General features: G+C 72.5%; 24 protein-coding genes. 13 read left to right on the plus strand and 11 right to left on the minus strand.

The window, feature by feature from the left end; genetic code table 11:
- Nucleotides 1–26: 26 nt before the first annotated feature.
- The 3 genes from FHG10_RS11545 to FHG10_RS11555 all read left to right on the plus strand — a co-directional run bounded on the left by FHG10_RS11545 (nt 27) and on the right by FHG10_RS11555 (nt 3,328).
- The gene (locus tag FHG10_RS11545; protein ID WP_152353481.1) at nt 27–248 is read left to right on the plus strand and encodes a DUF3107 domain-containing protein; all 222 of its coding nucleotides are present in this window, start codon (nt 27–29) and stop codon (nt 246–248) included.
- A gap of 190 nt (nt 249–438) precedes the next feature.
- Complete coding sequence (locus tag FHG10_RS11550) at nt 439–2,316, plus strand: DEAD/DEAH box helicase (RefSeq protein WP_152353482.1); 1,878 nt, start codon at nt 439–441, stop codon at nt 2,314–2,316.
- Between the two features lie 10 nt (nt 2,317–2,326).
- The gene (locus tag FHG10_RS11555) at nt 2,327–3,328 is read left to right on the plus strand and encodes an NAD-dependent epimerase/dehydratase family protein (protein ID WP_152353483.1); all 1,002 of its coding nucleotides are present in this window, start codon (nt 2,327–2,329) and stop codon (nt 3,326–3,328) included.
- A 228-nt stretch (nt 3,329–3,556) separates the two neighbouring features.
- Here the strand turns inward: FHG10_RS11555 and FHG10_RS11560 are convergent, their stop codons facing one another.
- Nucleotides 3,557–4,189, minus strand: a complete 633-nt coding sequence (locus FHG10_RS11560) for a MarC family protein (protein ID WP_152353484.1) — start codon at nt 4,187–4,189, stop codon at nt 3,557–3,559.
- Complete coding sequence (locus FHG10_RS11565; protein WP_152353485.1) at nt 4,186–5,073, minus strand: PHP domain-containing protein; 888 nt, start codon at nt 5,071–5,073, stop codon at nt 4,186–4,188. Before FHG10_RS11565 ends, FHG10_RS11560 begins: the two co-directional genes overlap by 4 nt.
- 43 nt (nt 5,074–5,116) lie before the next feature.
- On the opposite strand from FHG10_RS11565, the gene FHG10_RS11570 reads away from it, so the two are divergent.
- The 4 genes from FHG10_RS11570 to FHG10_RS11585 are packed head-to-tail and all read left to right on the plus strand — an operon-like array spanning nt 5,117 to nt 9,919.
- Nucleotides 5,117–6,715 carry an aminopeptidase P family protein gene (locus FHG10_RS11570; RefSeq protein ID WP_152353486.1) on the plus strand — a complete coding sequence of 533 codons (1,599 nt, stop codon included), beginning with the start codon at nt 5,117–5,119 and terminating at the stop codon, nt 6,713–6,715.
- Nucleotides 6,716–6,741: 26 nt separating this feature from the next.
- Complete coding sequence (locus FHG10_RS11575; protein WP_152353487.1) at nt 6,742–8,106, plus strand: magnesium transporter MgtE N-terminal domain-containing protein; 1,365 nt, start codon at nt 6,742–6,744, stop codon at nt 8,104–8,106.
- A 5-nt stretch (nt 8,107–8,111) separates the two neighbouring features.
- Nucleotides 8,112–8,744, plus strand: a complete 633-nt coding sequence (locus FHG10_RS11580; protein WP_152353488.1) for a DUF1003 domain-containing protein — start codon at nt 8,112–8,114, stop codon at nt 8,742–8,744.
- Between the two features lie 35 nt (nt 8,745–8,779).
- Nucleotides 8,780–9,919: an Mrp/NBP35 family ATP-binding protein gene (locus tag FHG10_RS11585; RefSeq protein WP_152353489.1), complete on the plus strand. Its 1,140-nt coding sequence runs from the start codon at nt 8,780–8,782 to the stop codon at nt 9,917–9,919.
- 52 nt (nt 9,920–9,971) lie between these two features.
- Here the strand turns inward: FHG10_RS11585 and FHG10_RS11590 are convergent, their stop codons facing one another.
- The gene (locus FHG10_RS11590; RefSeq protein ID WP_227488204.1) at nt 9,972–10,367 is read right to left on the minus strand and encodes a twin-arginine translocase TatA/TatE family subunit; all 396 of its coding nucleotides are present in this window, start codon (nt 10,365–10,367) and stop codon (nt 9,972–9,974) included.
- A gap of 186 nt (nt 10,368–10,553) precedes the next feature.
- Between FHG10_RS11590 and FHG10_RS11595 the strand changes: the two genes are divergently transcribed.
- On the plus strand, nt 10,554–11,207 hold the full coding sequence (locus FHG10_RS11595; RefSeq protein ID WP_152353491.1) for an O-methyltransferase: 654 nt from the start codon (nt 10,554–10,556) through the stop codon (nt 11,205–11,207).
- A gap of 130 nt (nt 11,208–11,337) precedes the next feature.
- Here FHG10_RS11595 and FHG10_RS11600 read toward each other — a convergent pair whose 3' ends face one another.
- The 7 genes from FHG10_RS11600 to FHG10_RS11630 form a co-directional block, all read right to left on the minus strand.
- Nucleotides 11,338–11,508 (minus strand): DUF3117 domain-containing protein, encoded by a 171-nt coding sequence (locus FHG10_RS11600; RefSeq protein WP_152353492.1) that lies wholly within the window; start codon nt 11,506–11,508, stop codon nt 11,338–11,340.
- A 103-nt stretch (nt 11,509–11,611) separates the two neighbouring features.
- Nucleotides 11,612–11,890, minus strand: coding sequence for a hypothetical protein (locus tag FHG10_RS11605; RefSeq protein WP_152353493.1), 279 nt, complete (start codon nt 11,888–11,890; stop codon nt 11,612–11,614).
- A complete protein-coding gene (locus tag FHG10_RS11610) occupies nt 11,887–12,630 on the minus strand; it encodes an LOG family protein (protein ID WP_152353494.1) in 744 nt (247 codons plus the stop codon). Before FHG10_RS11610 ends, FHG10_RS11605 begins: the two co-directional genes overlap by 4 nt.
- Nucleotides 12,631–12,673: 43 nt before the next feature.
- Nucleotides 12,674–13,990, minus strand: coding sequence for a polysaccharide deacetylase family protein (locus tag FHG10_RS11615; RefSeq protein ID WP_152353495.1), 1,317 nt, complete (start codon nt 13,988–13,990; stop codon nt 12,674–12,676).
- Between the two features lie 165 nt (nt 13,991–14,155).
- On the minus strand, nt 14,156–15,511 hold the full coding sequence (locus FHG10_RS11620; protein WP_152353496.1) for an APC family permease: 1,356 nt from the start codon (nt 15,509–15,511) through the stop codon (nt 14,156–14,158).
- Nucleotides 15,508–16,641: a succinyl-diaminopimelate desuccinylase gene (gene dapE, locus FHG10_RS11625; protein ID WP_152353497.1), complete on the minus strand. Its 1,134-nt coding sequence runs from the start codon at nt 16,639–16,641 to the stop codon at nt 15,508–15,510. The genes FHG10_RS11620 and dapE overlap by 4 nt, the downstream gene beginning before the upstream one ends.
- 13 nt (nt 16,642–16,654) lie before the next feature.
- On the minus strand, nt 16,655–18,517 hold the full coding sequence (locus FHG10_RS11630) for an FAD/NAD(P)-binding protein (RefSeq protein WP_152353498.1): 1,863 nt from the start codon (nt 18,515–18,517) through the stop codon (nt 16,655–16,657).
- Between the two features lie 208 nt (nt 18,518–18,725).
- Between FHG10_RS11630 and FHG10_RS11635 the strand changes: the two genes are divergently transcribed.
- Complete coding sequence (locus FHG10_RS11635) at nt 18,726–20,300, plus strand: DHA2 family efflux MFS transporter permease subunit (protein ID WP_152353499.1); 1,575 nt, start codon at nt 18,726–18,728, stop codon at nt 20,298–20,300.
- Nucleotides 20,301–20,349: 49 nt separating this feature from the next.
- On the opposite strand, the gene FHG10_RS11640 is transcribed toward FHG10_RS11635, so the two are convergent.
- Entirely contained in the window at nt 20,350–21,726 is a 1,377-nt protein-coding gene (locus FHG10_RS11640; RefSeq protein ID WP_152353500.1) for an MFS transporter, read from the minus strand.
- 81 nt (nt 21,727–21,807) lie between these two features.
- Here FHG10_RS11640 and FHG10_RS11645 point away from each other — a divergent pair, with 81 nt between their 5' ends.
- Genes FHG10_RS11645 through FHG10_RS11660 form a run of 4 tightly spaced genes read left to right on the plus strand, consistent with a single transcriptional unit; the run spans nt 21,808 to nt 25,265 of the window.
- Nucleotides 21,808–22,503 carry an ArsR/SmtB family transcription factor gene (locus FHG10_RS11645; RefSeq protein ID WP_227488205.1) on the plus strand — a complete coding sequence of 232 codons (696 nt, stop codon included), beginning with the start codon at nt 21,808–21,810 and terminating at the stop codon, nt 22,501–22,503.
- A 33-nt stretch (nt 22,504–22,536) separates the two neighbouring features.
- On the plus strand, nt 22,537–23,523 hold the full coding sequence (dapD, locus tag FHG10_RS11650; protein WP_152353501.1) for a 2,3,4,5-tetrahydropyridine-2,6-dicarboxylate N-succinyltransferase: 987 nt from the start codon (nt 22,537–22,539) through the stop codon (nt 23,521–23,523).
- Nucleotides 23,524–23,583: 60 nt separating this feature from the next.
- Nucleotides 23,584–24,522, plus strand: a complete 939-nt coding sequence (locus tag FHG10_RS11655) for a hypothetical protein (protein ID WP_152353502.1) — start codon at nt 23,584–23,586, stop codon at nt 24,520–24,522.
- Nucleotides 24,523–24,536: 14 nt separating this feature from the next.
- On the plus strand, nt 24,537–25,265 hold the full coding sequence (locus FHG10_RS11660; RefSeq protein WP_152353503.1) for a glycerophosphodiester phosphodiesterase: 729 nt from the start codon (nt 24,537–24,539) through the stop codon (nt 25,263–25,265).
- The last annotated feature ends 7 nt before the right edge of the window (nt 25,266–25,272 follow it).

Here is a 25,272-nt window from a genome sequence, read left to right on the forward strand (position 1 = left end):
CCGCACGCACGAGGGAAGGACCTCACATGGACATCCGCATCGGCATCCAGCACGCGCCTCGCGAGCTCGTGATCGAGACCGAGGAGAGCGCCGAGTCGGTGCAGGCCGCGCTCGAGACCGCCCTGGGCGACGGTTCGATCGCGACCCTCAAGGACTCCAAGGGCGGCACCGTCCTGGTGCCGGGCGCGAAGATCGCCTACGCCGAGATCTCGAGCCCCACTCAGAAGCGGGTCGGCTTCCTGGGCTGATTCCCGGGCTGACCCCGCGGCGACCGCGTCGAGCGGCACGGCCGACGGCAGCAGGGCGAGATGCCCGCGCCGTCGGCCGCCGTGCGTCCGGAGCCCTTCCGCTCCGGCCCGGTCGTCGGCCTGCCCCATCGGGTGACGGAGCGCACAACGCTACGATGGTGGGGCACCACTTTGATCAGAGAGATGAACTGTGCCCGAATCCACCCCGCACACCCCTGAGGCCACCGGCGCGATCGCGCCCGACACCCCGGCCTCCTCCATCGCCGTCGAGCAGAGCTCCGGCACCCCCGATCCCGAGGTGACGGCCGACGCGGCCGCACCCGTCGAGGACACCGCTCCCACGCAGACCTTCGCCGATTTCGACGTCCGCGAGGACATCGTCGAGGCGCTGGCCGCGAAGGGGATCACCCACCCGTTCCCGATCCAGGCCATGACCCTGCCGATCGCGCTCAAGGGGCGCGACATCATCGGCCAGGCGAAGACCGGGACGGGAAAGACCCTGGGCTTCGGCATCCCGATGCTCCAGAGCGTCGTCGCCCCTGGTGAGGACAACCCGCAGAGCCGACCGGTCGGCAAGCCGCAGGGCCTGGTCGTGCTGCCCACGCGCGAGCTCGCCGTGCAGGTCGCCTCCGATCTGCAGGCGGCCTCGGCCAAGCGCCCCGTGCGCGTGCTGACCATCTACGGCGGCCGCGCCTACGAGCCGCAGATCGAGGCCCTCGACAAGGGCATCGAGATCGTCGTCGGCACGCCCGGTCGCCTCATCGACCTCATGCGACAGGGCCACCTGGATCTCTCGCAGGTCCGCACGGCTGTCCTCGACGAGGCCGACGAGATGCTCGACCTGGGCTTCCTCGAGGACATCGAGAAGATCCTCAAGGCCGTCCCGACGACGCGCCAGACGATGCTGTTCTCCGCGACGATGCCCGGTCCGATCATGGCCCTGGCCCGCCGCTTCATGAGCCGGCCCACCCACATCCGCGCCCACGACCCGGGCGACGCCTCGCGCACCAAGGCCGACATCAAGCAGGTCATCTACCGCGCCCACCAGCTCGACAAGATCGAGGTGCTGGCACGGATCCTGCAGGCACGCGGCCGCGGCCTCACGATCGTGTTCATGCGCACCAAGCGCCAGGCCGACAAGGTCGCCACCGACCTCATGGACCGCGGCTTCGCCGCGGCGCCGCTGCACGGGGATCTCGGTCAGGGCGCCCGGGAGCAGGCGCTGCGCGCGTTCCGCACCGGCAAGATCGACGTGCTGATCGCGACCGACGTCGCCGCCCGCGGCATCGACGTCGAGGACGTCACCCACGTCATCAACTGGAACTGCCCGGACGACGACAAGACGTACCTGCACCGCACGGGTCGCACCGGCCGCGCGGGCAAGAAGGGCACCGCCCTGACCTTCGTGGACTGGGAGGACCTCGCGCGCTGGGCGCTCATCGCCCGTCAGCTGGGGCTGGAGTCCACCGAGGCCGTCGAGACGTACTCGACCTCCGAGCACCTGTTCACCGACCTCGACATCCCGACCGACGCGAAGGGCACCCTCCCCAAGGAGCGGCGCACCCGCGAAGGCCTCGATGCAGAGGAGATCGAGGATCTGGGCGGTCCCGAGTCGCGTCGCGAGGAGTCCTCGCGCGGCGGCCGGGGGCGCGAGCGCGGAGATCGCGGCGGACGCGGCGATCACGGAGGACGCGGCGATCACGGAGGACGCGGCGATCGCGGAGGGCGCGGCGATCGCGGAGGGCGCGGCGGACGCGACGGCCGCTCCCGTGGCGACTCCGAGCGCACCGCCCGCACCGAGGTGGCCGGCGAGGCCTCCGAGGGCGCACAGGAGAAGCCGCGCCGCTCGCGCAGCCGTACCCGCACCCGTCGGGTGAACGGCGAGGTCGTCTCCGGATCCGAGAACGGCGGGGCCGCGAGCAGCGGCCCCGAGAACTCCGGCCGCGACGGCGAGGAGTCCTCGCGCCCGCGCCGTCGGCGTTCGCGCGGCGGCCGCGGTCGCCGCGGCGGCCAGGGCGGCGAGAGCAGCCCGAGCGCCCAGGGCTCACAGGGCGGCTCGGAGTCCTGACCGGACTCCGATGACCTCCCCCTCCTGCCTGATCCTCGGCGGCACCGGCACTCTCGCCGCTGCCGCCGAGGATCTCGCACGTTCAGGGGCCGCCGTCACCGTCACCTGCCGTCGCCCTGAGCTGGCCCCTGCGCACTGGAGCGCTCTGGGCATCCGGGTCCTCGCCGTCGACCGCGACGACGTGCGCGGGATCGACCAGCTCGTCGGGGACGGCGTGGACGGGCTGCTCGACGGCCAGTGCTATACCCCTGGTCATGCGGACGACCTCGCCCGCTGGTCTCGCTCGTGCGGCGGCACCGTCATGCTGTCCGCCCGCGCCGTCTACGTCGACGCCGCCGGCCGCCATGCCAACTCCGAGGAGGCGCCGCGGTGGCCCGGCCCGACGCCGGAGTCCACCACGACGATGGACTTCCACGGCGAGCGCTACGCCTCGCGCCTGGGCTACGGCGCGAACAAGGCGGAATCCGAGCGGGTTCTCGCCGCACGCGGCGAGCGCGCCAGTGTGCTGCGCCCGGCCCGGATCCACGGCCACTCGACCCGACGGGTGCGCGAGTGGCCGCTCGTGCGCGCGGTCCTCGAGGGGGCGCGCGAGCTGACCATCGAGAGGGCGGAGGCGATCGGCACGCTCACCTCGACCGCCTCGATCTCCCAGGCGGCCGCCGCCTGCCTGCGCGATCCCGCCGCGCGCGTGCTGAACGTCGGCGATGCGCCCGCGGTCACGAATCTCGAGGCCGCCCGGGTCCTGGTGGCCGCGCTCATCGCCGAGGGTCCGCTCGAGGACGATGACACGCCCCGTGTCGTGGTGCGCCCTGCCGAGCGCGGTGCAACGGGCGCGCTCGCGGGGGCCTGGGCCACCGCGCAGGAGCTCGACCTCGACGCGTCGCGCGCCCTCGTCGGCGCTCCCCCGGATGCCGCGGAGACGCTGGCGCGCACGGCCCGCTGGGTGCGCTCGATCGCGCGGCGCGGACCGGACGGCGCCTGGGAGCTGCCCGCTCAGTTCGACGGCAGCTGACCCGCTCCGGGCGGGTCGCCGGCACCCGAGCCCGACGAGAGCAGCCGAGCAGACGCGGAACCGTCGACGAGTGGTGCGAAACCGACGTCAAGAGGGTCCTTGGCGTCGGTTTCGCACCACTCGAGCCTCACAGGGCGCGGAATCCGGGGCGCGGAATCCGGGGCGCAGGATCCGGGGCTCGTTCCGACCGAGCAGTGGGTGCCGCACGGCCCCCGCCGCCCGGGCGCGTCAGGACGCGGCGATCACGCCCCAGGTCTCCAGGAACGAGTGCACGGAGTCGAAGAGCATCTGCACGCTGATCGCCGCGAGCAGCACGCCGGAGATGCGGGTGACCAGGGTGACGCCGCCGTCGCCCAGGATCTTCGCGATGACGTCCGCGAAGCGCATGAACACGTACAGCACGATCGCGATCACCACGAGCGCGATGATCAGTGCGTTCACGCGCGGGAGCTCCCCGTGGGACTGGTCGACGAACAGCATCATCGCCACGATCGCGCCGGGACCGCCCAGCAGCGGGGTGCCCAGCGGCACCAGGGCCACGTTCACGCCGCTGCTCTGGGCGAGCTCGCCCTCCTTGCCCATCAGCAGCTGCAGGGAGATGAGCAGCAGGAGCAGGCCGCCGGAGAACTGCAGCGCCGGCAGCGAGATGTGCATGTAGGCGAGGATGAAGCGGCCGAACACGGCGAAGGACGCGATGATGAGGATCGCGACGCCCACGGCGACCATCGCCGCGCGCGAGCGCTGCTTCGAGGTCATCGTGCGCGTGAGCGAGAGGAAGATCGGCACCGTCCCGGGCGGATCGACGATCACGAACAGCGTCACGAACACTCCCGCGAGGAAGCGCAGATCGACCACGTTCACGGGAGGAGGACCTCGGTTCTGCTCGTGGCGCGCTCGATCAGAGCGGCCAGCACGGACGGACGGGTGAGGTTCTCGCCCAGCCGGTTCGGTTTGCCCGCGCCATGGTAGTCGCTGCCCCCGGTGACCAGGAGCTCGTGGGATCGCGCGAAGGCGCGCAGTCTCGCCCGCGAGACATCATCGTGCTCGCGGTGATCGACCTCGATGCCGGCCAGTCCCGCGGCGACGATCTCCTCGAGGAGGTCCTCGGGGATGGCGCTCCCGCGGGTGAGCGCGCCGGGGTGCGCGACCACCGCGACGCCGCCCGCCGCGACGATCGCGCGCACCGCCTGCGCCGGCTCGGGCGCCCAGTAGCGCACGTAGTACGGGCTCGACGAGCTCAGCAGACCACCGAAGGCCTCCGTACGATCGGCGACCACTCCGCGGGCCACCAGGGCGTCGGCGATGTGAGGGCGTCCGACGGTCGTGCTCTCACCCGCCACCTGCGCTTCGACGTCCTCCCAGCGGATGGGGTGATCGGCGGCGAGGCGCTCGACCATGCGACGGGCGCGCGTGGCGCGGGAGGTGCGGGCGCGCTCCATGTGGGCGTGCAGCTCCGTGTCGTCCGACGGGTCGGGCAGCAGCGCGAGCACATGCACCGAGAGGTCCTCGCACTCCGTGGAGACCTCGATGCCGGGGATCACCGCGACGCCGTGGCGACGGGAAGCCTGGACGGCCTCGTCCCAGCCGGCGGTCGTGTCGTGGTCGGTGAGCGCGAGGACGTCCAACCCCGCCTCGGCCGCATGCCGCACGAGCGCGTCGACACCGTCGGTGCCGTCGGAGCACCGGGTGTGGGCATGCAGGTCGATGCGGGACCCGTCGGCGAGTCCCGGGGGGAGGTGGGCCATGCCCCCATCCTGCCAGCACCCTGCGTGAGACGATGCGAGGGTGATGACCCAGAACAACGATCCGTCCGCAGAGACCACCCCCGAGGCCCCCGATCCGTCACCGCAGGACACCGCGGCCGACGGCTCCGGCCCGGGCGCGGAGGAGCTCGCCTCCCGCGTCAACGCGCGCTCCGAGCGCCCCACCAACGAGGCCTTCCGCGCCTTCATCGCCGCCGATTGGGACGAGACAGTCCCGGCGGCCGAGCGCCGCGAGGTCGCCGACTTCACCCCCGCCCGCCGCGATGCCCTGGTGGGCGAGCTGCCGGCGACGCGCATGGTGCTGCCCGCAGGGGTCTTCAAGGTGCGCGCGAACGACACCGACTACCCGTTCCGCCCGGACACCGGCTTCGTCTACTTCAGCGGCCTGGGCACGGACGAGGAGCCCGACAGCGTGCTCGTCGTCGAGCCCGACCCCGACGCCGCGGAGGGCGAGAGCACCTCGCGCGCGACCTACTTCTTCCGGCCGCGCGCCGGCTTCGACTCCACCGAGTTCTACGCCGACGCCCGTTACGGCGAGCTGTGGGTCGGTCGCCGTCCCACGCTCGAGGAGACTGCGGCGCGCATCGGCATCGAGTGCCGCCACATCGACGAGCTGCGCGACGCTCTCGCCAAGGACGTCGGCCCGCAGCTCTCGCTCGCGATCGTCCCGGGCGTCGACGCCGGCGTGCAGGGGATGGTCGAGGAGATCCGGTCCCAGAACGGTCTGCCGGACGGCGAGGAGCAGACGCGCGAGTTCGATCGCCTGCAGGAGGCCGCGAGCGAGCAGCGCCTGGTCAAGGACGACTTCGAGGTCTCGCAGATGCGCGAGGCCGTGAAGGCCACCATCGCCGGCTTCGAGGACGTCGTGGCGGCGCTCCCCCAGGCCGTCGGGCACCGTCGCGGCGAGCGCGTGATCGAGGGCGTCTTCGGCGCCTCGGCGCGCGCCGAGGGCAACGGCGTCGGCTACGACACCATCGCCGCGGCCGGCAACCACGCCTGCACCCTGCACTGGGTGCGCAACGACGGCACGGTGAGCGAGGGCGAGCTCGTGCTCATCGACGCAGGTGTCGAGGTGGATTCCCTGTACACCGCGGATCTCACCCGCACCCTGCCGGTGTCCGGCACCTACTCCCCCGCCCAGCGCAAGGTCTACGAGGCGGTCCTCGAGGCGGCGGACGCGGCCTTCGCCGCGGCCCGCCCCGGCATCCGCTTCCGCGACCTGCACACGACGGCGATGCAGGTCATCGCCCGTCACCTCGAGGAGTGGGGCATGCTCCCCGGCACCGCCGAGGAGTCCCTCGCCCCCGAGGGGCAGTTCCACCGCCGCTGGATGGTGCACGGCACGAGCCACCACCTGGGGCTCGACGTGCACGACTGCGCGCAGGCCCGCCGCGAGATGTACATGGACGCCGAGCTCGTGCCCGGCATGGTCTTCACGATCGAGCCGGGGCTGTACTTCCAGGAGAACGATCTCAAGGTCCCCGAGGAGCTGCGCGGCATCGGTGTGCGCATCGAGGACGACGTGCTGGTGACCGAGGACGGCATCGAGAACCTCTCGGCCGAGCTGCCCCGTCGGCCCGACGAGATCGAGGCGTGGATGGCATCACTCACCCCGGGCCGCTGACCGGGCAGGGCACTACCCTGAGGGACGTGACCTCTCCGCAGCCCCGCTTCTTTGCCGCACGCCTGGCGGGCACCGCCGTCTTCGACCCGATCGGGGAGTCCGTCGGGAAGATCAGGGACGTCGTCGTGCTCCCCCAGGCGCGCGGCGCCGCGCGCGCCGTCGGCTTCGTGGTCGAGGTGCCGGGCAAACGGCGCGTGTTCCTGCCTGCCACCCGGGTCACCTCGATCATGCCCGGGCAGGTCATCTCCTCGGGCGTGCTGAACCTGCGCCGCTTCGAGAAGCGCAGCGGCGAGCAGCTGGCCATCGGTGATCTGCTCGAGCGCACCGTCTCGCTGCTGGACGGCTCGGGCCGGGCGACCGTGCAGGACGTCGGGCTCGAGCAGAACCGGCAGCACGACTGGGTGGTCGCGAAGCTCTACCTGCGCCGCCTGAAGACCGGTTCGGGCCTCTCGAAGCTCGTCAGCCGTGGGGAGACCCTCACCGTCGACCAGAGCGCGGTCAAGGGCCTGTTCGGCAGCGACACCGAGCAGTCGGCCGCGCTGCTGCTCGCCTCCTACCAGGACCTCAAGCCCGCGGACCTCGCCGACATCGTCCAGGAGCTCGACGCCAAGCGGCGCATCGAGCTGGCCTCCGAGCTCGCCGACGACCGCCTGGCCGACGTCCTCGAGGAGCTGCCGGAGGACACCCGCGTGGAGGTCCTCACCGGCCTGGAGTCCTCGCGCGCGGCCGACGTGCTCGACGAGATGGACCCCGACGATGCCGCGGACCTCGTCCAGGAGCTGCCCGACCAGGTCGCCGAGACCCTGCTGGGGCTCATGGAGCCCGAGGAGGCGGAGGACGTGCGCCGCCTGCTCGCCTACGACGAGTACACCGCCGGCGGCATGATGACCACGGAGCCGCTGATCACGGCCCCGGAGACGCCCGTCGCGCACTGCCTGGCGATGATCAGCCGGGAGGAGCTCTCCCCCGCTCTCGCCTCGACCGTCCACGTGTGCCGCTCGCCGCTCGAGACGCCGACCGGCAAGCTGCTGGGCATCGTCCACTTCCAGCACCTGCTGCGGGAGCGCCCCGACCGGCCGGTCGGCGAGATCCTCGACGCCGACCGCCACACGGTCGAGCCGCAGGTGCCGCTGTCCGGCGTGACGCGAGAGATGGCGACCTACAACCTGGTCTCGATCCCCGTGGTCGACGACGAGGGGCGCCTGCTGGGTGCGGTCACGGTCGACGACGTGCTCGACCACGTGCTGCCCGATGACTGGCGGGAACAGGACGAGCCCCCGGTGACCACGGGCCAGATCGACCTCTCGGAGATCGCCCGCGGGATCCAGGGCGAGAGCACGGGCACGACCACGAACGACAGCACGACCACCGACGACTCGCGGAAGGGGTGAGGGTGATGGCAGACCGCACGCCGACCCTGGATGATCCGGAGCCCCTGCGCCGACGCGTCCGCAACCCGCTCTCCGGCGACACCTTCGGCCGCGGCGCCGAGGGCTTCGCCCGCTTCATGGGCACCCCGGCCTTCCTGGTCGGGATGACGCTCTTCTGCGCCGTCTGGCTGGCCTGGAACTCGATCATGCCCGAGAGCGCCCAGTTCGATCCCCGCAGCCTCAACTTCACGCTGCTGACCCTGATCCTCTCGCTGCAGGCCTCCTACGCGGCACCCCTGCTGCTGCTCGCGCAGAACCGCCAGGACGATCGCGACCGCGTGCAGGCCGAGCAGGACCGCCAGTCCAACGACCGCAACCACGCGACCACGGACTTCATCACGCGCGAGATCGCCTCCCTGCGCATCGCCCTGAATGACGTCGCCACCCGCGACTTCGTGCGCGGAGAGCTGCGCGACCTCCTCGAGGACCTCGAGAAGGAGCGCGAGGATGCCGACGGCTCCGCCGCGGGCGCACCGCAGGCCGCCGCCGGCCAGGAGACGGCCGCGTCGACCGGGGTGCCGGGCGTCGACCGCGAGGAGCTGCGGAGCATGCTGCGCAGTGAGGTGCGCGCGGCACTCGCCGAGCGCGACGCCTCCTGAGCACGACTCAGGACGTATGAGGAAGAAGGGATGACGTGAGCACGCCAGAGGAGCCCGATCCGCGGATCGCCCGCATCCACGAGGCGCTCGAGGCCGTCGTCGACCCGGAGATCGGCCGTCCCATCACCGAGCTCGACATGGTCGACTCGGTGACGATCGACGCCGCCGGCACCGCAGAGGTGACCATCCTGGTCACGATCGCGGCCTGCCCCATGCGCGACCGGCTCGAGCGCTCGACCGCGGAGGCGACCGCGACCGTTCCCGGACTGGCCGGCGTGAAGGTCGATTCGCGGACGATGACCGACGAGCAGCGCAAGGCGCTCACCACGCGCCTGCGCCAGGGCCACCGCCAGATCCCCTTCAACAAGCCCGGGACGCTCACCCGGATCCTCGCCGTCTCCTCCGGCAAGGGCGGGGTCGGCAAGTCGACCGTGACCGCGAACCTCGCCGCCGCCATGGCAGCGCAGGGGCTCTCCGTCGGCGTCATCGACGCGGACATCCACGGCTTCTCGATGCCGGGGATGTTCGGCATCACCGACAAGCCCACGAAGGTGGGCGACCTGCTGATGCCGCCCGAGGCGCACGGCGTGAAGGTCATGAGCATCGGCATGTTCGTGCCCGACGGCCAGGCCGTCGTCTGGCGCGGCCCGAAGATGCACCGGGCGATCGAGCAGTTCGCGTCCGACGTCTTCTGGGGCGAGCTCGACGTGCTGCTGCTGGACCTCCCGCCCGGCACCGGCGATGTCGCGATCTCCGTCGCCCAGCTGCTGCCCAAGGCGCAGATGCTGGTGGTCACCACGCCGCAGGTCTCTGCGGCCTCCGTCGCCGAGCGGGTGGGCTCGCTCGCGAAGGCCACCAAGCAGGACGTCGCCGGGGTCGTGGAGAACATGAGCGGGCTCGTGCTGCCCGACGGCTCGCGCATGGACGTCTTCGGCACCGGCGGCGGGGAGCGGGTCGCCGAGACCCTCGCCGGAGCCGTCGAGCACCCCGTGCCGGTGCTCGGGCAGGTGCCGCTGGATCCGCGGCTGCGGGAGGGGGCCGACAGCGGCGTGCCGCTCGTGCTCTCCGATCCGGAGGTGCCCGCCGCCCAGCAGCTGCGCGCGATCGCCGCATCGCTCGTCGCGCGCCCGCGGGGCCTGTCGGGGATGCGTCTGCCGCTCACCGTGCGCGGCTGAGACCCGCGGGGCGGACGAGGACGCTGCGGGGGCACGGATCAGGAGAGGCGGGTCAGGTCGCCTCGTCGTCGAAGGGGGCCCGCTGCGGGCCTTCGTCCTCCGCGGATCCCTTGGTGGAGCGCTTCGAGCCGGAAGCGGCCGCGGCGGTGCCCGTGACGGCGCCGGTGAGCGCCTTGGTGTCCGGCAGGATGTCGTCCACGCTGGTGTCGCCCCAGGCGTCGCGGATGATGCGGCGGGGGTCGTACTGACGGGGATCGTACTTGCGCAGCTCGTCCATGGACAGGCCCATCTCGTCCTCGACGGTGGCCCGGGAATCATCGACCCAGCGGCGCGCCTTGCGCACCCACTGCACGATGTTGCGCGTGTACTCCGGCAGGCGCTGCGGTCCGATGAAGATCACGAACACGATGAGCAGGATGAGGATCTCCCAGCCCCCGAAAATGTCCACGAGTCCACCTGCCATCGAACCGAAATGTGCCAGGCCATTATGGCAGAGCGAGCCTGTGTGGGGCGCCGGTACGACCTGGGCGGGTGCTGACGTACCCTGGTCGACATCCGCGTGCTCGCGGCGACCCGGCGGTGACCTGCCCGGTCGCGCGACCGCTCATGACCCGACGAACAGGAGGATCCGCAGATGGCATCGGGGAAGGTGACCAGCTGGGCCCACGGCGAGGAGTTCGTCGACGAGGAATCGCTCTTCGAGGTGCCGGGCGTGCTCGCGCGCGCCCGCGAACGCGGATCGGAGCTCGGGGTCGCCCCCGTGCTGCCCGGGGCCGGCGCCCTCATGCGCGTGCTCGCGGCGTCCGTCGGCGCGCGCAGCGCCGTCGAGATCGGCACCGGCGCCGGGGTGGCCTCCCTGTACGTGCTGGCCGGGATGCACCCCGACGGCGTGCTCACCACGATCGACCCCGAGGTCGAGAACCAGCGCGCGGCCCGCGAGGCCTTCAGCGAGGCGGGTCTGCGCTCCGGGCGTGCGCGCACGATCGCGGGCAGCCCGCGAGAGGTCATCGGCCGTCTCACCGACCACGCCTACGACCTCGTGAGCTTCCACGCCGATGCGCCCCACGCGCGCGACCTGCTGACCCACGCGCGCCGTCTGCTGCGGCCGGGCGGCGTGCTGGTGATCTCCCAGGCGCTCTTCCACGACCGGGTCGCCGACCCCACCGCCCGCGACGCCACCACGCAGGAGGTCCGCGCGCTGCTGCGCGAGGTCCAGGAGGCCGAGGACCTGATCCCCGCGCTCTCCCCGAGCGGCGACGGCGTGCTCGCCGCGGTGCTGCGCGGCTGACGCGCCGCCACGCCGGGGTGACTGCGGCACAGCCCGCTCCGCCTCCTCCGCGCGTTCCCCACCCGCATACACAGGACCCCGCCCCTCATGCCGAGGGACGGGGTCCGGTGCTCTGATCAGCAGCCGATCATCAGGCCTTGATCACGCCCTCCAGGGCGTCGCGCAGGGTCTTCGCCTCGGAGCCGTCGATCTCGACGACGAGGCGTCCGCCGCCCTCGAGCGGGACACGCATGATGATGCTGCGGCCCTCCTCCACGACCTCGAGCGGACCGTCTCCGGTGCGCGGCTTCATAGCGGCCATGGGCCTGCCTCCTCGGTGATGTGAACGCACGCCGCTCCCACCCCTGCGGGAGCGTCGGCAGCAACTGTCGGCCACCAGTATCTCAGGTTCTCGGAGATGACGCTCACACGTCGGACGATGCATCCTCGCCGGGCGCCGCGTAGGACTCCCTCCGACGTCTCCCGGCACCCCACCGGTGCCCGGGTCCGCGCACCCCTCCCCGGCGCAGCCCGCGGCTCGGACCACGACCGTGCCGGCTCCGCCGCGGCCGACGGTGCTCGTGGTCCGCGCCGGGGGCGGGCATCGAGAGGTCGAGCTTCCCCAGAGCCGCGAGCACCATGACCACGGCGACCACGGCGGCGACGAGGAGGAGCACCACCACGCCCGGGCCGACGGCGGTCATCGCTGCTGCAGAGCGGCGTCGCGCAGCACGTCCAGGGCCTCGTCGGCGGTGTCGACCAGGCGCAGCAGCCCGAGGTCCTTCTCGCTGATCAGTCCGTGGTCGAGCACGGTGCCGCGGATCCAGTCGAGCAGCCCCTGCCAGTAGTCGCGGCCCACGAGGACCAGGGGGAACATGCGGATCTTGTGGGTCTGCATGAGGCACAGCGCCTCGAACATCTCGTCGAAGGTGCCGAAGCCGCCGGGGAGCACCACGAAGCCGCTCGAGTACTTCACGAACACGGTCTTGCGGGCGAAGAAGTACCGGAAGTCGACACCCAGGTCGACATACTCGTTCATCCCCTGTTCGAAGGGCAGCTCGATGCCCAGTCCCACCGAGACGCCGCCGCACTCCTTGGCGCCCTTGTTGCCGGCCTCCATGATCCCCGGGCCGCCGCCCGTGATGACGGCGTAGCCGAGGTCGACGACCCCGCGGGCGATCTGCTCGGCCTTCGCGTAGTCCGGGTGGTCAGGGGCGATGCGCGCCGAGCCGAAGATCGAGATGGCGGGGCCGAGCTCGGCGAGCGCACCGAACCCCTCGACGAACTCCGCCTGGATCCGCATCACCCGCCACGGGTCCGAGTGGACCCACTCCCCCGGCCCCTCGTCCTCGAGGAGGTGCTGGTCGGTCGTGGTGGTGGGCCGCTGCGTCCCGCGCAGCGTGATGGGCCCCTTGCGGTGCCGATCGGTGTTCTGGGCGGTCATGAGCCGAGCGTAGCGTCCTTGCACGGTCGTCGGCCCCGGCGCCTCAGAGCCCGGGGCGGGAGTGGTCGATCACCGAGGAGGAGTCGAAGAACGGCTCGAGGCTGGTCTCCTCGCCCGCGGCGTTCGCGCGCAGGCGGATGCCGTCGACGTTCATGCGGGCCTGGCGGAGGTAGCCGTCCTGCATCTGCGCCCAGTACTCGGCGGTGCCGTCCACGAGGAAGATGAAGTCGAAGCCGTGGTCGCGCACGGCCCGGTACTTCGGGTCCTGGGTGTCGTAGGGCGGGACGCCGCTGAGATCGGCGCCGAAGGGGAGGATCAGCAGGTCGGTCTCGCCGGTGAGCGGCTTGACCTCGGCGTCCCAGCGGTCGAAGTCCCGGGTGAGATGCGCGAGCGAGGACTTCTTGATGTCGAGGTGCCCCCAGCTGTGGCTCGCGATCTCCCAGCCGGTGTCCTTGAGGGCGGCGGCCGTCTTCTTCGCCTTCTCCTGAGCGGTCTTGAGCTTCTCGGGGTCGTCCCCGTACTCGCGCTCCGAGCTGCGGTAGCCGAGGATGCCGTTGTAGCCGGTGAGGGCGAGCACGCCCTTGTGACCGTGGTACGAGAAGTCGGGGTGGTCCTCGAGGAAGTCGTCGACGAGCGGGACCATGTCGTAGGAGCCCTCGGAGGTCTTCCCGTCGGCATCGGTGTAGGAGTTGACCACGCGGCCGTCGGCGTTCGGGTGGAGGTCCGTGGCGAAGCCGTCGCCCTCCATGTACTCGTAGTAGCAGACGTCGTCCTGGGAGAGGACCATGGGCTTGCGGTCCTCGGGCAGGCGGATCGGCAGGGGCTTCATCGTGCCGTCGTCCTGCTTCTCGCAGATGTCGTGCGGGCTGACCAGCACGTACCCGTCGTCGTAGACGTCCTGCATGATCTTCGTGAACTCGTCGATCGTGCACATGTAGTCGTCGTAGCCCTGGGCGTCCTCGTCGCCGTCGAAGGCGCGCTCGGGATCGACGATGAGCGTGTGGAAGAACAGGTGGGAGACCTGCAGGTCGTCCGGCCACTCCACGAGGGCCTCGCGCGCGGAGGAGATCTTCGTGCGCAGAGAGTCGACCTCGTCGCCGTCCTGGCCCTTCAGGGTCTTCTCGGCGGCGTCGGGGTCGTGCTGGGCGAGCTGGAGCTTCGCCTGGGAGACCTTCTGGGCGCGGATCTCCTCGGCCGTCGGCTTCTTGGACGCCGCGCCGCCTCCCCTGCCCCCGCCCGGACCGTCCTGCGTGCACCCGGCCGCCGCGAGGACCGTGCCCCCGAGCGCCGTCGCGGCGAGTGCCGTGCTCACCGTGCGCCGACTGGGCGCCGCCTGCGGTGCGCGCGTCGCTCGTGCCATCTCTGATCCCCCTTCGTCGATGCACCGGGCCCCTGCTGCGGCGCCGCCGCCCCGGCGCGTCCACACTACGGCGGCTCCCGGACCCAGCGGGGAGGCTCCGCGGGCGTGTCGGCGGGGCCGGTCGCGGGGCCGACGAGAAGGGCGGCGGGTGCGGCCCTCCCGGGGTCAGGCGGCGGCGCGGGGGCCGCGCACGAGCATGACGATCAGTCCGAGCACCGCCCAGACGGCGCCCACGGCGAGCGCGAGCGGGCTCGAGGAGACCAGCACGGCGAGCAGCGAGAGGGCGCCCAGGATCGGGATCACCAGATGCGGGAGGGGTCGCACCGGCCCGCCGCGTCGGCGCATCACGAAATAGCCGATCACGGAGACGTGGACGAGGACGAAGCCGGTGATCGCGCCGACGTCGACCGCGGAGGAGACCACGTCGAGCCCGTCGGGACGCAGCGCCGCCCACAGGGCGACGGCGACGTTCCCGGCGGCGGCCGCGAGCACGCCGGCCACCGGAGCGCCGGAGCGGGCGGAGACCTTCGCCAGACCCCCGGGCAGCGACCCGGAGCGGGCCATGTCCATGATCACGCGGCTGGCCGCGGCCTGGCCCACGAGGGCGCTGAACATGGCGCCGACTCCCTTGGCGAGGGCGAGCAGCCCGTGCAGGAGCGGGCTGATCGAGGAGTCGACCATCGCGTAGTAGGCATCGCCCTGCAGGGACGGGTCGGCCTGCAGCTGGGCGGTGGTCTCCGGGGAGAGCAGCGCGCCGATGTAGGTCTGGACGATGAAGAGCACACCGGCGACGGCGAGGCACACGAGCGTCGCCCGGGCGATCGCGGCGGAGCCCCCGCGGGTCTCCTCGGCGAAGGTCGCGAGCGCATCGAACCCCAGGTAGGACAGGACGGCGACGGAGACCGCGCCGAGCACGAGGCGGGGGTGCAGGCCGGCGCCGCCGCCCGTGATCGGGTCGAGCCAGCCGCGGACCGGACCGTCCGAGGCCAGGACCGCGATGCCGGCGATCACCACCGCCGCCAGCACGAGCACCTCGACGAGCACGACGACCGCGGAGACCTTCGAGGTCACGCCCACGCCGGCGAGGTTGAGACCGGTGGTGAGCACGACCGCGACCACCACGAACACCCACACGGGGATCTGCGGGAACAGCGAGTGCAGGGCGATGCCGCTGAAGAGGTAGGCGACCGAGGGGATCAGCACGTAGTCCAGCAGCATCATCCAGCCGCCCATGTGGCCCACTCTGCGGCCGATGCCCTCGCTCGCGTAGGCGAAGACGCTGCCGGCGCGCGGGACGGCACGGGACATGAGCGCGTAGCTCGAGGCGGTCAGCGCCATCACGAGCGTCGCGACGAGGTAGACGACGGGCACCACGCCGCCGGACTTCGCGTCCAGCGTGCCCCAGACGCCGACGGCAGCGGCGGGCCCGATGAACACCAGCCCGTAGGCGAGCAGCTGGCCGAAGCCGATGCTGCGACGGAGCGCGGGCTCGGCGGGCACCCGCGTGCTCGGGCTGCTCATCGGGCCGACGGCTCGAGCCAGCGGCGCAGCCCGTCGAGCGCCGCGCGGAGGTCCTCGAAGGGCACGTGCTCGTCATCGGTGTGGGCGAGGAGGGGGTCGCCGGGGCCGAAGTTCACGGCAGGGGTGCCGAGCTCGGCGAAGCGGGAGACGTCGGTCCACCCCTGCTTGGCGGCCACGCCCACGCCGTCGCCGAGCGCAGCGAGGAACTCGCGGGCGGCGGGGGTGTCCAGGCCGGGCAGGGCCCCGGCGGCGCTGTCGGTGACGACGATGTCCACCGCGCACCCCTCGAGCAGCTCGCGCACGTGCGCCTCGGCCTGCGCGGGGCTGGTGTCGGGCGCGAAGCGGTAGTTCAGGGTGAGCGAGGCGCGGTCGGGGATCACGTTCCCGGCGATGCCGCCGCCGATGGCGACCGCGTTCAGGCACTCGCGGTACTCGAGACCGTCGACGACGGCGCGGCGGGCCTCGTAGGCGGCGAGGCGCTGCAGGACCGGGGCGAGGTGATGGATGGCGTTGTCGCCCACCCAGTCGCGGGCCGAGTGGGCTGCGGTGCCGTGCGCGGTGACCTCGAGCTTCATGGTGCCCTTGCAGCCGCCCTCGACACCGGCGGAGGTGGGCTCGCCGAGGATCGCGAAGTCGCCGCGCAGGTGCTCGGGATGGGTGCGGGCGATGCGGGTCAGGGAGTTGTCGGCCTTGGCGACCTCCTCGTGGTCGTAGAAGAGGAAGGTGAGGTCGCGCGGCGGCTCGGGCACCTCCACGGCGACCTTCAGCAGCATCGCGACGCCGCCCTTCATGTCGCAGCTGCCGCGGCCCACGAGCTCCTCGCGTCCCTCGAGCTCGCGGCGGGAGGACGGGAGGTTCTCTGCCACGGGCACGGTGTCCAGGTGCCCGGCGAGGACCACGCGCTCCTCGCGTCCCAGCTCGGTGCGGGCGATGACGGTGTCGCCGTCGCGGATCACCGTGAGGTGCGGAGCGTGGGTGCGCAGCGCCTGCTCGACGGCGTCGGCGAGGGCCTTCTCGTTCCCGGAGACCGACTCGATGTCGACGATCGCGGCGGTCAGGTCGACGATGTCGGCGCGGGGGTCGAGCGCCGGCGCGGAGTCGGTGGGGGTGGAGCTGGAGGGCGAGGTCATGCGCCCTATCGTGTCACGCGGGCAGCGAGCCGCCCCAGGCAGCGAGGCGTCGCGCGACGACCTCGGCGTGGTGCAGCAGCTGCGGGGCGGTGCCGGGCTCGGCGGTGATCGCGGATCCGGGTTGGGCGGTGGAGACCGGGACGCCGACGAGCAGGCGCCGCTCGTGGACCCGCCCGTCCTTGCCGATCGGGGCGTAGAGCCCGTCGACCGCGATCGAGCCCGTCGGCACGCGTCGGCCGGTGCCCCGCGAGGCCCATGAGTCCTGTCGGGCCTCCCCGCGCTCGCGCCAGGCGCGCAGCAGCGGGGAGGTGAAGGCGTTGAGCTCGACGCCCGGCAGATGGGCCTCGAGCACCCCGTCGCAGGAGTAGCGGCAGTCCTCGCCCGCGGTGACGACGAAGCGGCCCCCGTCCTCGTCGACGTCCACGCGCATGCCCGGTCCGGTGAAGCGCACGAGCCCGGCCTCCTCGAGGGCGAGCAGCTGGCGCACGCGCAGCACGGGCGGGCCGGATGCCCAGGAGGCGAAGGCGTTGCGCAGGTGGCCGTCGATGTCGCGGGCCACGGACTCCGTGGTGTACGCGCCGAGGTCGATGAGCTGGTTGACCTGGATGCGGCATGCGGTGAGGACCCGGAAGACGAGCAACCAGGCGGGGTCCGGCTCGGCGGCCTCGCGCAGGCTGCGGCGCACCACCTCGAGGGTGCGCGCGTGGGCGTCGGTGATGGGGCCTCCGCGGCGGCCGAAGGGGAAGAGGATCCGCAGGATCTCGGACTCCTCGGCGAGCGCGCGGAAGCCGGAGACGGCGAGCGCGCGCTGCAGCTCGGCGAGGATCAGCGGCATGACGTCGGCCTCGTGGTCGAGTCCGTCGGGCCGCACCGACAGCTCGAGCACGCGTTCGCGGGTGAGGATCCTCGGCTGGTGGAGCTCGGGCAGGTAGGGGCGCAGGTCGGGCTTGGGCCGGTAGACCATGCCGGAGCGGGAGCCGACGACCAGCTGGGGCTCGCCGCCGCCGGGCAGGTAGCGCAGTCCCGAAGGGGCGTGCGCGTCGGGCACGAAGCGTCCGCCGGCGGCGTCGGCGAGCATGCCGATCGCGTCGTAGAAGTTCAGGCCCATGCCCTGCACGGCCACGCGCTCGCGTCCCAGCAGCGCGGAGTAGTCCACCTGCAGGGGATTCGCGGGAGCCGCGTGCACCAGGCCGTGGCGCGCGGCGGCGTGCTCCATCACCTGGGAGCGCGGCCCGGGGGCCGTCGCGAGGTGGCCGAGGGCGAGTGCGACCGCGTCCACGACGAGCTCGGTGCCGTCCTCCAGGGCGATGCGCTGCGGGGTGCCGGGCGCGCCGGCGACGTCGAGAGCGCTGGTCCGGTGCACACGGATCCGCAGACGCGCGGGGTCCGCGTCGACGACGGCGCGCTCGAGCACGGCAGCGAGGTAGCGGCCGTGGGCGGCGCGGGAGGCGATGTCGGCCGGCCCCAGCCCCTCGGCGGCGAGGAAGTCGGCGAGCGTCTCCGTGTGCGGGACGGGGAGCTCGGGCCGGCACGACTCGTCGGGGTACATCGTGGTCTGGCAGGTCGCGGTGTTCATCAGCAGCACCTCGCCCTGGTCTCGCCGCCACACGTCGCCGCCGAGGCCTGCGCACGGGTCCACGAGGTGCACGTCGAGCACGCCCTCCCAGTCGTCCCGCTGCGAGGCGGCGACCAGGCGCTCGATGATCGCGGTGCCGCGCGGTCCGGCGCCGATGACGGCGACCTCGCGGCGCGCGGCGCCGCGTCCGGCGTCGTCGGCGCGCCCGGGGCCGCCCGGCAGGATCTCGCGGCGCGCGCGCTCGCCCGGCGCGGGAGCCGCGGGGCTGGTGCTCGACGTGGGATCGGGGGCGACGGTCATGGATCCCAGTATCGGGGGCGACGGCCGCGCTGCGGGAGCAGGACCCTCCCGGGCTGCTGTGACGTTGGACCACGGGAGCGCGCCCGCAGGCGCTCGGAGTCCTACACTTCCGGAGCGCTCCGGCGCTGCCAGGCTCCCCTCTCAGGTCCGGTCCCGTAGAACCGTCGGCCGATGGGCGCTCCTCTCCCCCGATGCCCCAGGAGGCCCCATGCCCACGGAGCCCAGCACCGCGGACCCCCGCACGAGCGCCCCTGCCTCGGCACCGACCCCGGCCTCGACGGCGCCCGGTGACCTCAAGCCGTGGCCCGCGCTGTGGTCGATGATCATCGGCTTCTTCATGCTGCTCGTGGACGGCACGATCGTCTCGATCGCGACCCCGCGCATCCAGGACGAGCTCGACGCAGACATCACCAAGGTCATCTGGGTGACCAGCGCATACCTGCTCGCCTACGCCGTCCCGCTGCTGGTCACCGGCCGCCTCGGCGACCGCCTCGGCCCCAAGCGGGTCTACCTCGCGGGCCTTGTGGTGTTCACCCTGGCGAGCCTGTGGTGCGGACTCTCCGGCACGATCGAGATGCTGATCCTCGCGCGCGTGGTCCAGGGACTCGGCGCGGCCCTGATGACCCCGCAGACGATGACCGTCATCACCCGCATGTTCCCGCCGCAGCAGCGCGGCCCGGCCATGGCCCTGTGGGGCGCGACCGCAGGGGTCGCGAACCTCGTCGGCCCGATCCTCGGCGGCGTCCTGGTCGACGGGCTCGGCTGGGAGTGGATCTTCTTCGTCAACGTGCCGGTGGGCATCGTCGGCTTCGTCCTGGCCATGCGCCTGGTGCCGAACCTCGAGGTCCACGCGCACCGCTTCGACCTGCCCGGCGTGCTGCTCTCGGCCCTCGGAATGTTCCTCGTCGTATTCGGGATCCAGGAGGGCTCGACGTACGACTGGGGCACCATCACCGGCGTCCTCTCCGTCCCTCTGCTGATCGGCGCGGGGATCGTGGTGCTGATCCTCTTCGTGCTCTGGCAGGCGAGGCAGAAGGGCGGCGAGCCGCTGCTGCCGCTGGGCCTGTTCCGCGACCGGAACTTCGCCGTCGCGAACATCGCGATCGCCGGGGTCGGCGCCGCGATCGTCACCTTCGCCCTGCCCATCGTGCTGTGGACGCAGAACGTCAAGGGCTTCTCCCCCACCCAGTCGGCGCTGCTGCTCGCACCGATGGCGATCATCGGCGGCGGGCTCTCCCCCGTCGTCGGCAAGAACCTGCACCGCTGGAACACCAGGGTTCTGGCCGTCGTGGGACTGGCCCTGTTCGGCCTCGGCATCGCGGCGATGGGCATGCTCGTCATGAACGACGCCGCCTGGTACTGGCTGCTGATCCCGGGCGCCGTGATGGGCCTGGGCAATGCGGGCATGTGGGCTCCGCTGTCGATCTCCGCGACCTACGGCCTCTCCCGCGCGCAGGCTGGCGCCGGGTCGGGCGTCTACAACTCGATGCGCCAGCTCGGCGCCGTGATCGGCTCCGCGGCGATCGCCGCCGTGATGGCCTCGCGCATCACCTCCGAGTTCGCCGACGCGGACCTCGGCGGCGGCTCCGGCGCGGGCGGCGGGGCGAGCGACCATGCCGCCGCGGGCGGCGAGGCCGGCGCCTCCTCCGGCGGGGTGCTGCCGGACATGCTGCACGCCCCGTACGCGCATGCCATGGGCGAGAGCCTGTTCCTGCCCGCGGCGATCATGGGCGTCGCGGTGATCGCGGCGCTGTTCCTGCGCAACGCCAACGCGCGGCGCTGAGGGCGCGGGCCGACGGGCCGTCGGGGAGTCGGAGCGACCGCTCGCTGGTTCACCCTCGGGCGGCGTGCCCGTCGCCGACGGCTCGACCGTCGTCCGCCGCAGCCCCGTCGTCGACACGACCATCGGTCCGGGGGTCGTCTGATGCGAGCCCGGTCAGCCGCACGTGCTCAGCCCAACCGGCGGCGGTGGGGATCGTTCGCAGGTGGGGCCCGACGACGCCGATCACCGCAGCCAGAGCGCACAGGGCGGCGAATACGCCGAGCGTCACTGCCGCTCCCGCATGCGCCAGTCCCCAGCCCGCGATCGCGGGCGCGAGGGGCATCAGCCCCATGGCGACGAGTCCGTTGAGCGCGCCCACGCGTCCCTGCATCGAGGTCGGCGTGATGTGAAGGAAGAACCCTCCACATGCGGCGTTCAGCGCAGGAAGCGGAAGACCCATGACGGCGTAGAGCACGGCTATCACCCAAGGGGACGCCGAGAAGGGGATCGCGAGCGTGAGCACCGCCAGTGCGACGAGCCCGCCGATCACGATGACGCCCGTGGGCACACGCTCGACGATCCGCGGCGCGAGCACGGCGCCCACCAGGATCGATGCGGCGAGCACCGAGGAGAGCAGTCCGATCTGCGCGGCGGGAATGCCTCGCGAGGCGAGCATGAGAGTGACGGTGAGCAGGGCGCCGTTGGAGCCGAGGTTCACGAGGGCTGCCACCGCACCGAGCTGCACCCGCACAGGCTGCGCGATGCTCCAGCGCAGAGCGTCGAGCAGGTCCCGGCCGACGTGTGAGCGGGACACCCCAGCCATGGACTCGGCAGGTCGAGGTCGGTAGTCACCGCGCATCCGCAGCGTCGCGAGCAGGGCGCCGACGTGTCCGATCACGAGGGTGAGGGCCGGCAGCGCGAGGTGGGCGGCGAGCAGGGCACCGCTCGCGGGCGCGCTGCCCAGCTCGATCGCCGCCCCGCGGCCTTGGTTGATCGAGATGGCGCGCGGCAGCTGGGCAGGCTGGACGATCTGCTTGAGCATCGCGTCGGAGGCGAAGCCCAGGAGCATCCCGCGCAGGCGGTGGACGAAGGCGAGGCCCGCGAGCACCGGCACGCTCGCGACGCCCGCGACGAGCACCGCGACGAGGACGGCCTGGGTGAGGATCCCGGTCGCCGAGGCGAGCAGTCGCAGGCGCCGCCTGTCGAAACGGTCGGCGAGGATGCCGCCGGGGATCATGCCGGCCAGTCCCCCGATGCCTTCGAGCAGGCCCACGAGCCCCACGGCCGCGACCGACCCGGTCACCGCGAGCGTGACGAGCGGGAAGGCGAAGGCTGCGATGCCCGCGCCCGCATCCAGGAGCACGTCGCCGGCGAGCCAGCGGCGGTACTCGGCGTTGCGTCGGAGCGGCTCGTGGGTCTCGTGGGCGGTCTTCGTCGGCCGATGCATGCCGCGAGACTAGACCCGCACAAGTCCTTGCGCAATAGTTATTGCGCATGTGTCGGTGCGGGTTCTCGGTAGGCTCTTGGTATGAGCACCGAGGAGCAGCGTCCTTCGGCCGAGCGCCACGACTACGCGACGCAGGAGATGCTGCGCGCGATGGCACACCCGCTGCGCCTGCAGATCATGGAGCGAGTGGGCCGGCGCGGCACGGCGCGCGCCGCCGACCTCGCCGAGGAGATGGGCGTGGCGGCGAACGCGCTGAGCTACCACCTGCGCACCCTCGCGAAGGGCGGTGTCATAGAGGAGGCGCCCGAGGAGGCGCGCGACCGCAGGGACCGGGTCTGGCGGCTGGCGCAGACGAGCTTCCACTACGGACAGGGCGGATCCTCGACCAACGACCCTGATGCCTCCGACGACGAGTACCGCCGCGCGGCAATGGCCATGAGCCTCGCCGCGATCGAGTGGATCCGCACCTCATGGATCGCCCAGAGCGCGCGCTACGAGGCGGGCGAGGCCCCGCAGAACGTCGCCGGGCAGCTGTTCTCGTCGTCGCTGCGCATCTCGCGCGATCAGGGGGAGGATCTCGCCCGGCGCGCGAACGACCTCATCATGGAGTTCAACCGCCTGAACCGCGACGAGCGCGGCAGGGATCTCGAGGGCGATCCGGATTCCGACGGCAAGGCCGAGGACTTCCGTGTGCTCTTCGCCCTGGTCGGCGATCGGCCCGGGCCCGAGCAGGGCACGGTCGGTGGGCAGGAGGATTCCCACACCGCAGAGGGATAGGAAGCGCCCCCGGCGCTCCGTAGAATCCTTCGCATGAGCACCCCCGCGAACTCCGCCGACACGACCACGCCGACGCACGCCTGGGGCATCGGCCTCGCCACTCTCGCCGCCGACGGCTCGACCCTGGACACTTGGTACCCGGCCCCGCAGCTCGGCGAGGCTCCCGCGGACCTCGAGTCCCAGCCGCTGCACGCCCAGCTCGGCGCCGCCGCCCGCGAGGACGAGGTGCGCGGCACCCGCCAGGAGGTCGTCTCCCGCGCGATCGAGCTCGCCGCCGCCCCGGCCGACACCGCCGACGCCTACCTGCGCCTGCACCTGCTCTCCCACCGCCTGATCGAGCCCAACGTGCAGAGCCTCGAGGGCCTGTTCGTCCAGCTCACCAACGTCGTCTGGACCTCCGAGGGCCCCTGCGCGGTCCCCGGCTTCGAGGAGACCCGCCTGCGCCTCATCGCCGCCGGCCGCACCCCCACCGTGTTCAGCGTCGACAAGTTCCCGCGCATGGTCGACTACGTGCTGCCCTCCGGCGTGCGCATCGGCGACGCCGACCGCGTGCGCCTGGGCGCGCACCTCGCCGACGGCACCACCGTCATGCACGAGGGATTCGTGAACTTCAACGCCGGCACCCTCGGCGACTCCATGGTCGAGGGCCGCATCTCCCAGGGCGTCGTCGTCGGCGACGGGTCCGATGTGGGCGGGGGCGCCTCCACGATGGGCACCCTCTCCGGCGGCGGCACCGAGCGCGTGCGCATCGGCCGCCGCTCGCTGCTGGGCGCCGAGTCCGGCATCGGGATCGCGCTCGGCGACGACTGCGTGGTCGAGGCCGGCCTGTACGTCACGGCCGGCACCAAGGTCACCGTCGTGGACCCGCGCGGCGTCGAGGACGGCACCGTCGTCAAGGCCCGCGAGCTCTCCGGCATGGACAACCTGCTGTTCCGCCGCAACTCCGTGACCGGCGCCGTCGAGGTCGTGGCCCGCGAGGGCCGCACCGTCGAGCTCAACGCCGCGCTGCACGCGAACTGACGCCCGCAGCTCCCGACTCCACGACGCCCCGCCGACCCCGGATCGCCGCACCGACCGCCCATGGCCCGCTCCCAACGCTCCCGCTCCGGCCGCTCGCGCATGCGGCACCTCACGGTGCCCCTCGTGATGCTGCTGGTGCTCGCGTTCGTCGTCGCCGGGACGTTCTTCGCGCTCACCCGCTTCGCGTCCGTCCAGCGCAGCGGACAGTGCACGGCGGCGGGCCTCGGGACGACGCACGAGTACACGACGGAGCGCACGGCGAACGCGGCGCTGATCAGCGCGGTCGCCGCGGACCGGGGGCTGCCGCCGCGGGCGGCGTCGATCGCGCTCGCCACGGCGTACCAGGAGTCGAAGCTGCAGAACATCGAGCACGGGGACCGCGACTCCCAGGGCCTGTTCCAGCAGCGTCCCTCACAGGGCTGGGGCACGGTCGCCGAGATCCGGGACCCGGTCCACGCCACGAACGCCTTCTACGACCAGCTGGTGAAGCTCGACTACGCCTCGATGAGCGTGAATGACGCCGCCCAGAAGGTGCAGCGCTCGGGCTATCCCGAGGCGTACGGCGACCACGAGACCGAGGGGCGGATCTTCGCCTCCGCCCTGACCGGGCAGTCCGGTGCGAATCTCGTGTGCGACATCGCCGCCCCCGACTCCGCGGCATCGCCCCAGAGCGTGCAGGACGCTCTGCAGGAGCAGTTCCCGCGGCGCACGAAGGCCGGGACGGTCTCGAGCTCGCTCGCCTCCGCCTCCTCGGTCGCGAAGACCAGGCCCGACGGCTCCAGTGCGACCGCCCTGGTCATCGACACGCACGGCGACATGACCCTGGGCTGGGCGGTCGCGAACTGGGCGGTCGCCCGCGCGGCCGACGACGGCGTCGTCCAGGTCTCCTACCAGGGCCGCGCCTGGCAGCGAGAATCCCACGACCAGGAAGCCGGCACGTGGCCGAGCATCGACGGCGGCGACGCGGATCGCGTGGTGGTGCTCGTCGCCGGCGGGTGACTAGCCTCGGGACCATGAGCATCGGCAGCGCCGCTCCCCCGCCGGAGATCATCGCCCACCGCGGCGACCCCGTCGGCGCGATCGAGAACACGCGCGAGGCCGTCCGGCGCGCGGAGGATGCGGGCGCTCGGACCGTGGAGATCGATGTCCGTCTGACGGCCGACGACGTCCCGGTGCTGCTGCACGATGCGACGCTCGAGCGCCTGTGGGGCGATCCCCGCTCGATCCGGGACGTGACCTCCCGGGAGCTCGCCGACCTCGCGCCGCAGGTCCCTGCTCTCGCCGATGCGCTGCGGCTCGCAGCTCCCGCCCGTCTGCTCATCGACATGCCGGACGAGACGCCCGCGGCGGCGAGCGCGGAGGGCGTCGCCCGAGTCCGCCGCGACGACCCTCGGATCCCGCCGCCCGCGTGGTGCGGCGACCTGGACGCTCTGCAGAGCGTCCGGGATGCCGACCCCGAGGCCGAGATCTGGATGACCTGGAAACAGGACGGCATGCCCCCGCGGGGTCTCGTGGACCGCCTGCGTCCGCGCTTCTGGAACCCCGAGCACACCCGGGTCACAGCCCGCACCTCGGCCGAAGCACGCGCCCTGGGCATGGAGGTCTCGTGCTGGACGGTCGACGACCCCGCTCGTGCCCGAGAGCTGGCGGGCCTCGGCGTCCGCGCGATCATCTCCAACCGCGCCGCACACGTCCGGGACGCGATTGCCGCCGGGTGCCCAGCAGGCGAGGCTCGGGGCTAGGACCACC

This window comes from Brachybacterium subflavum (assembly GCF_009299795.1).
GTDB classification, from domain to species: Bacteria; Actinomycetota; Actinomycetes; order Actinomycetales; family Dermabacteraceae; genus Brachybacterium; species Brachybacterium subflavum.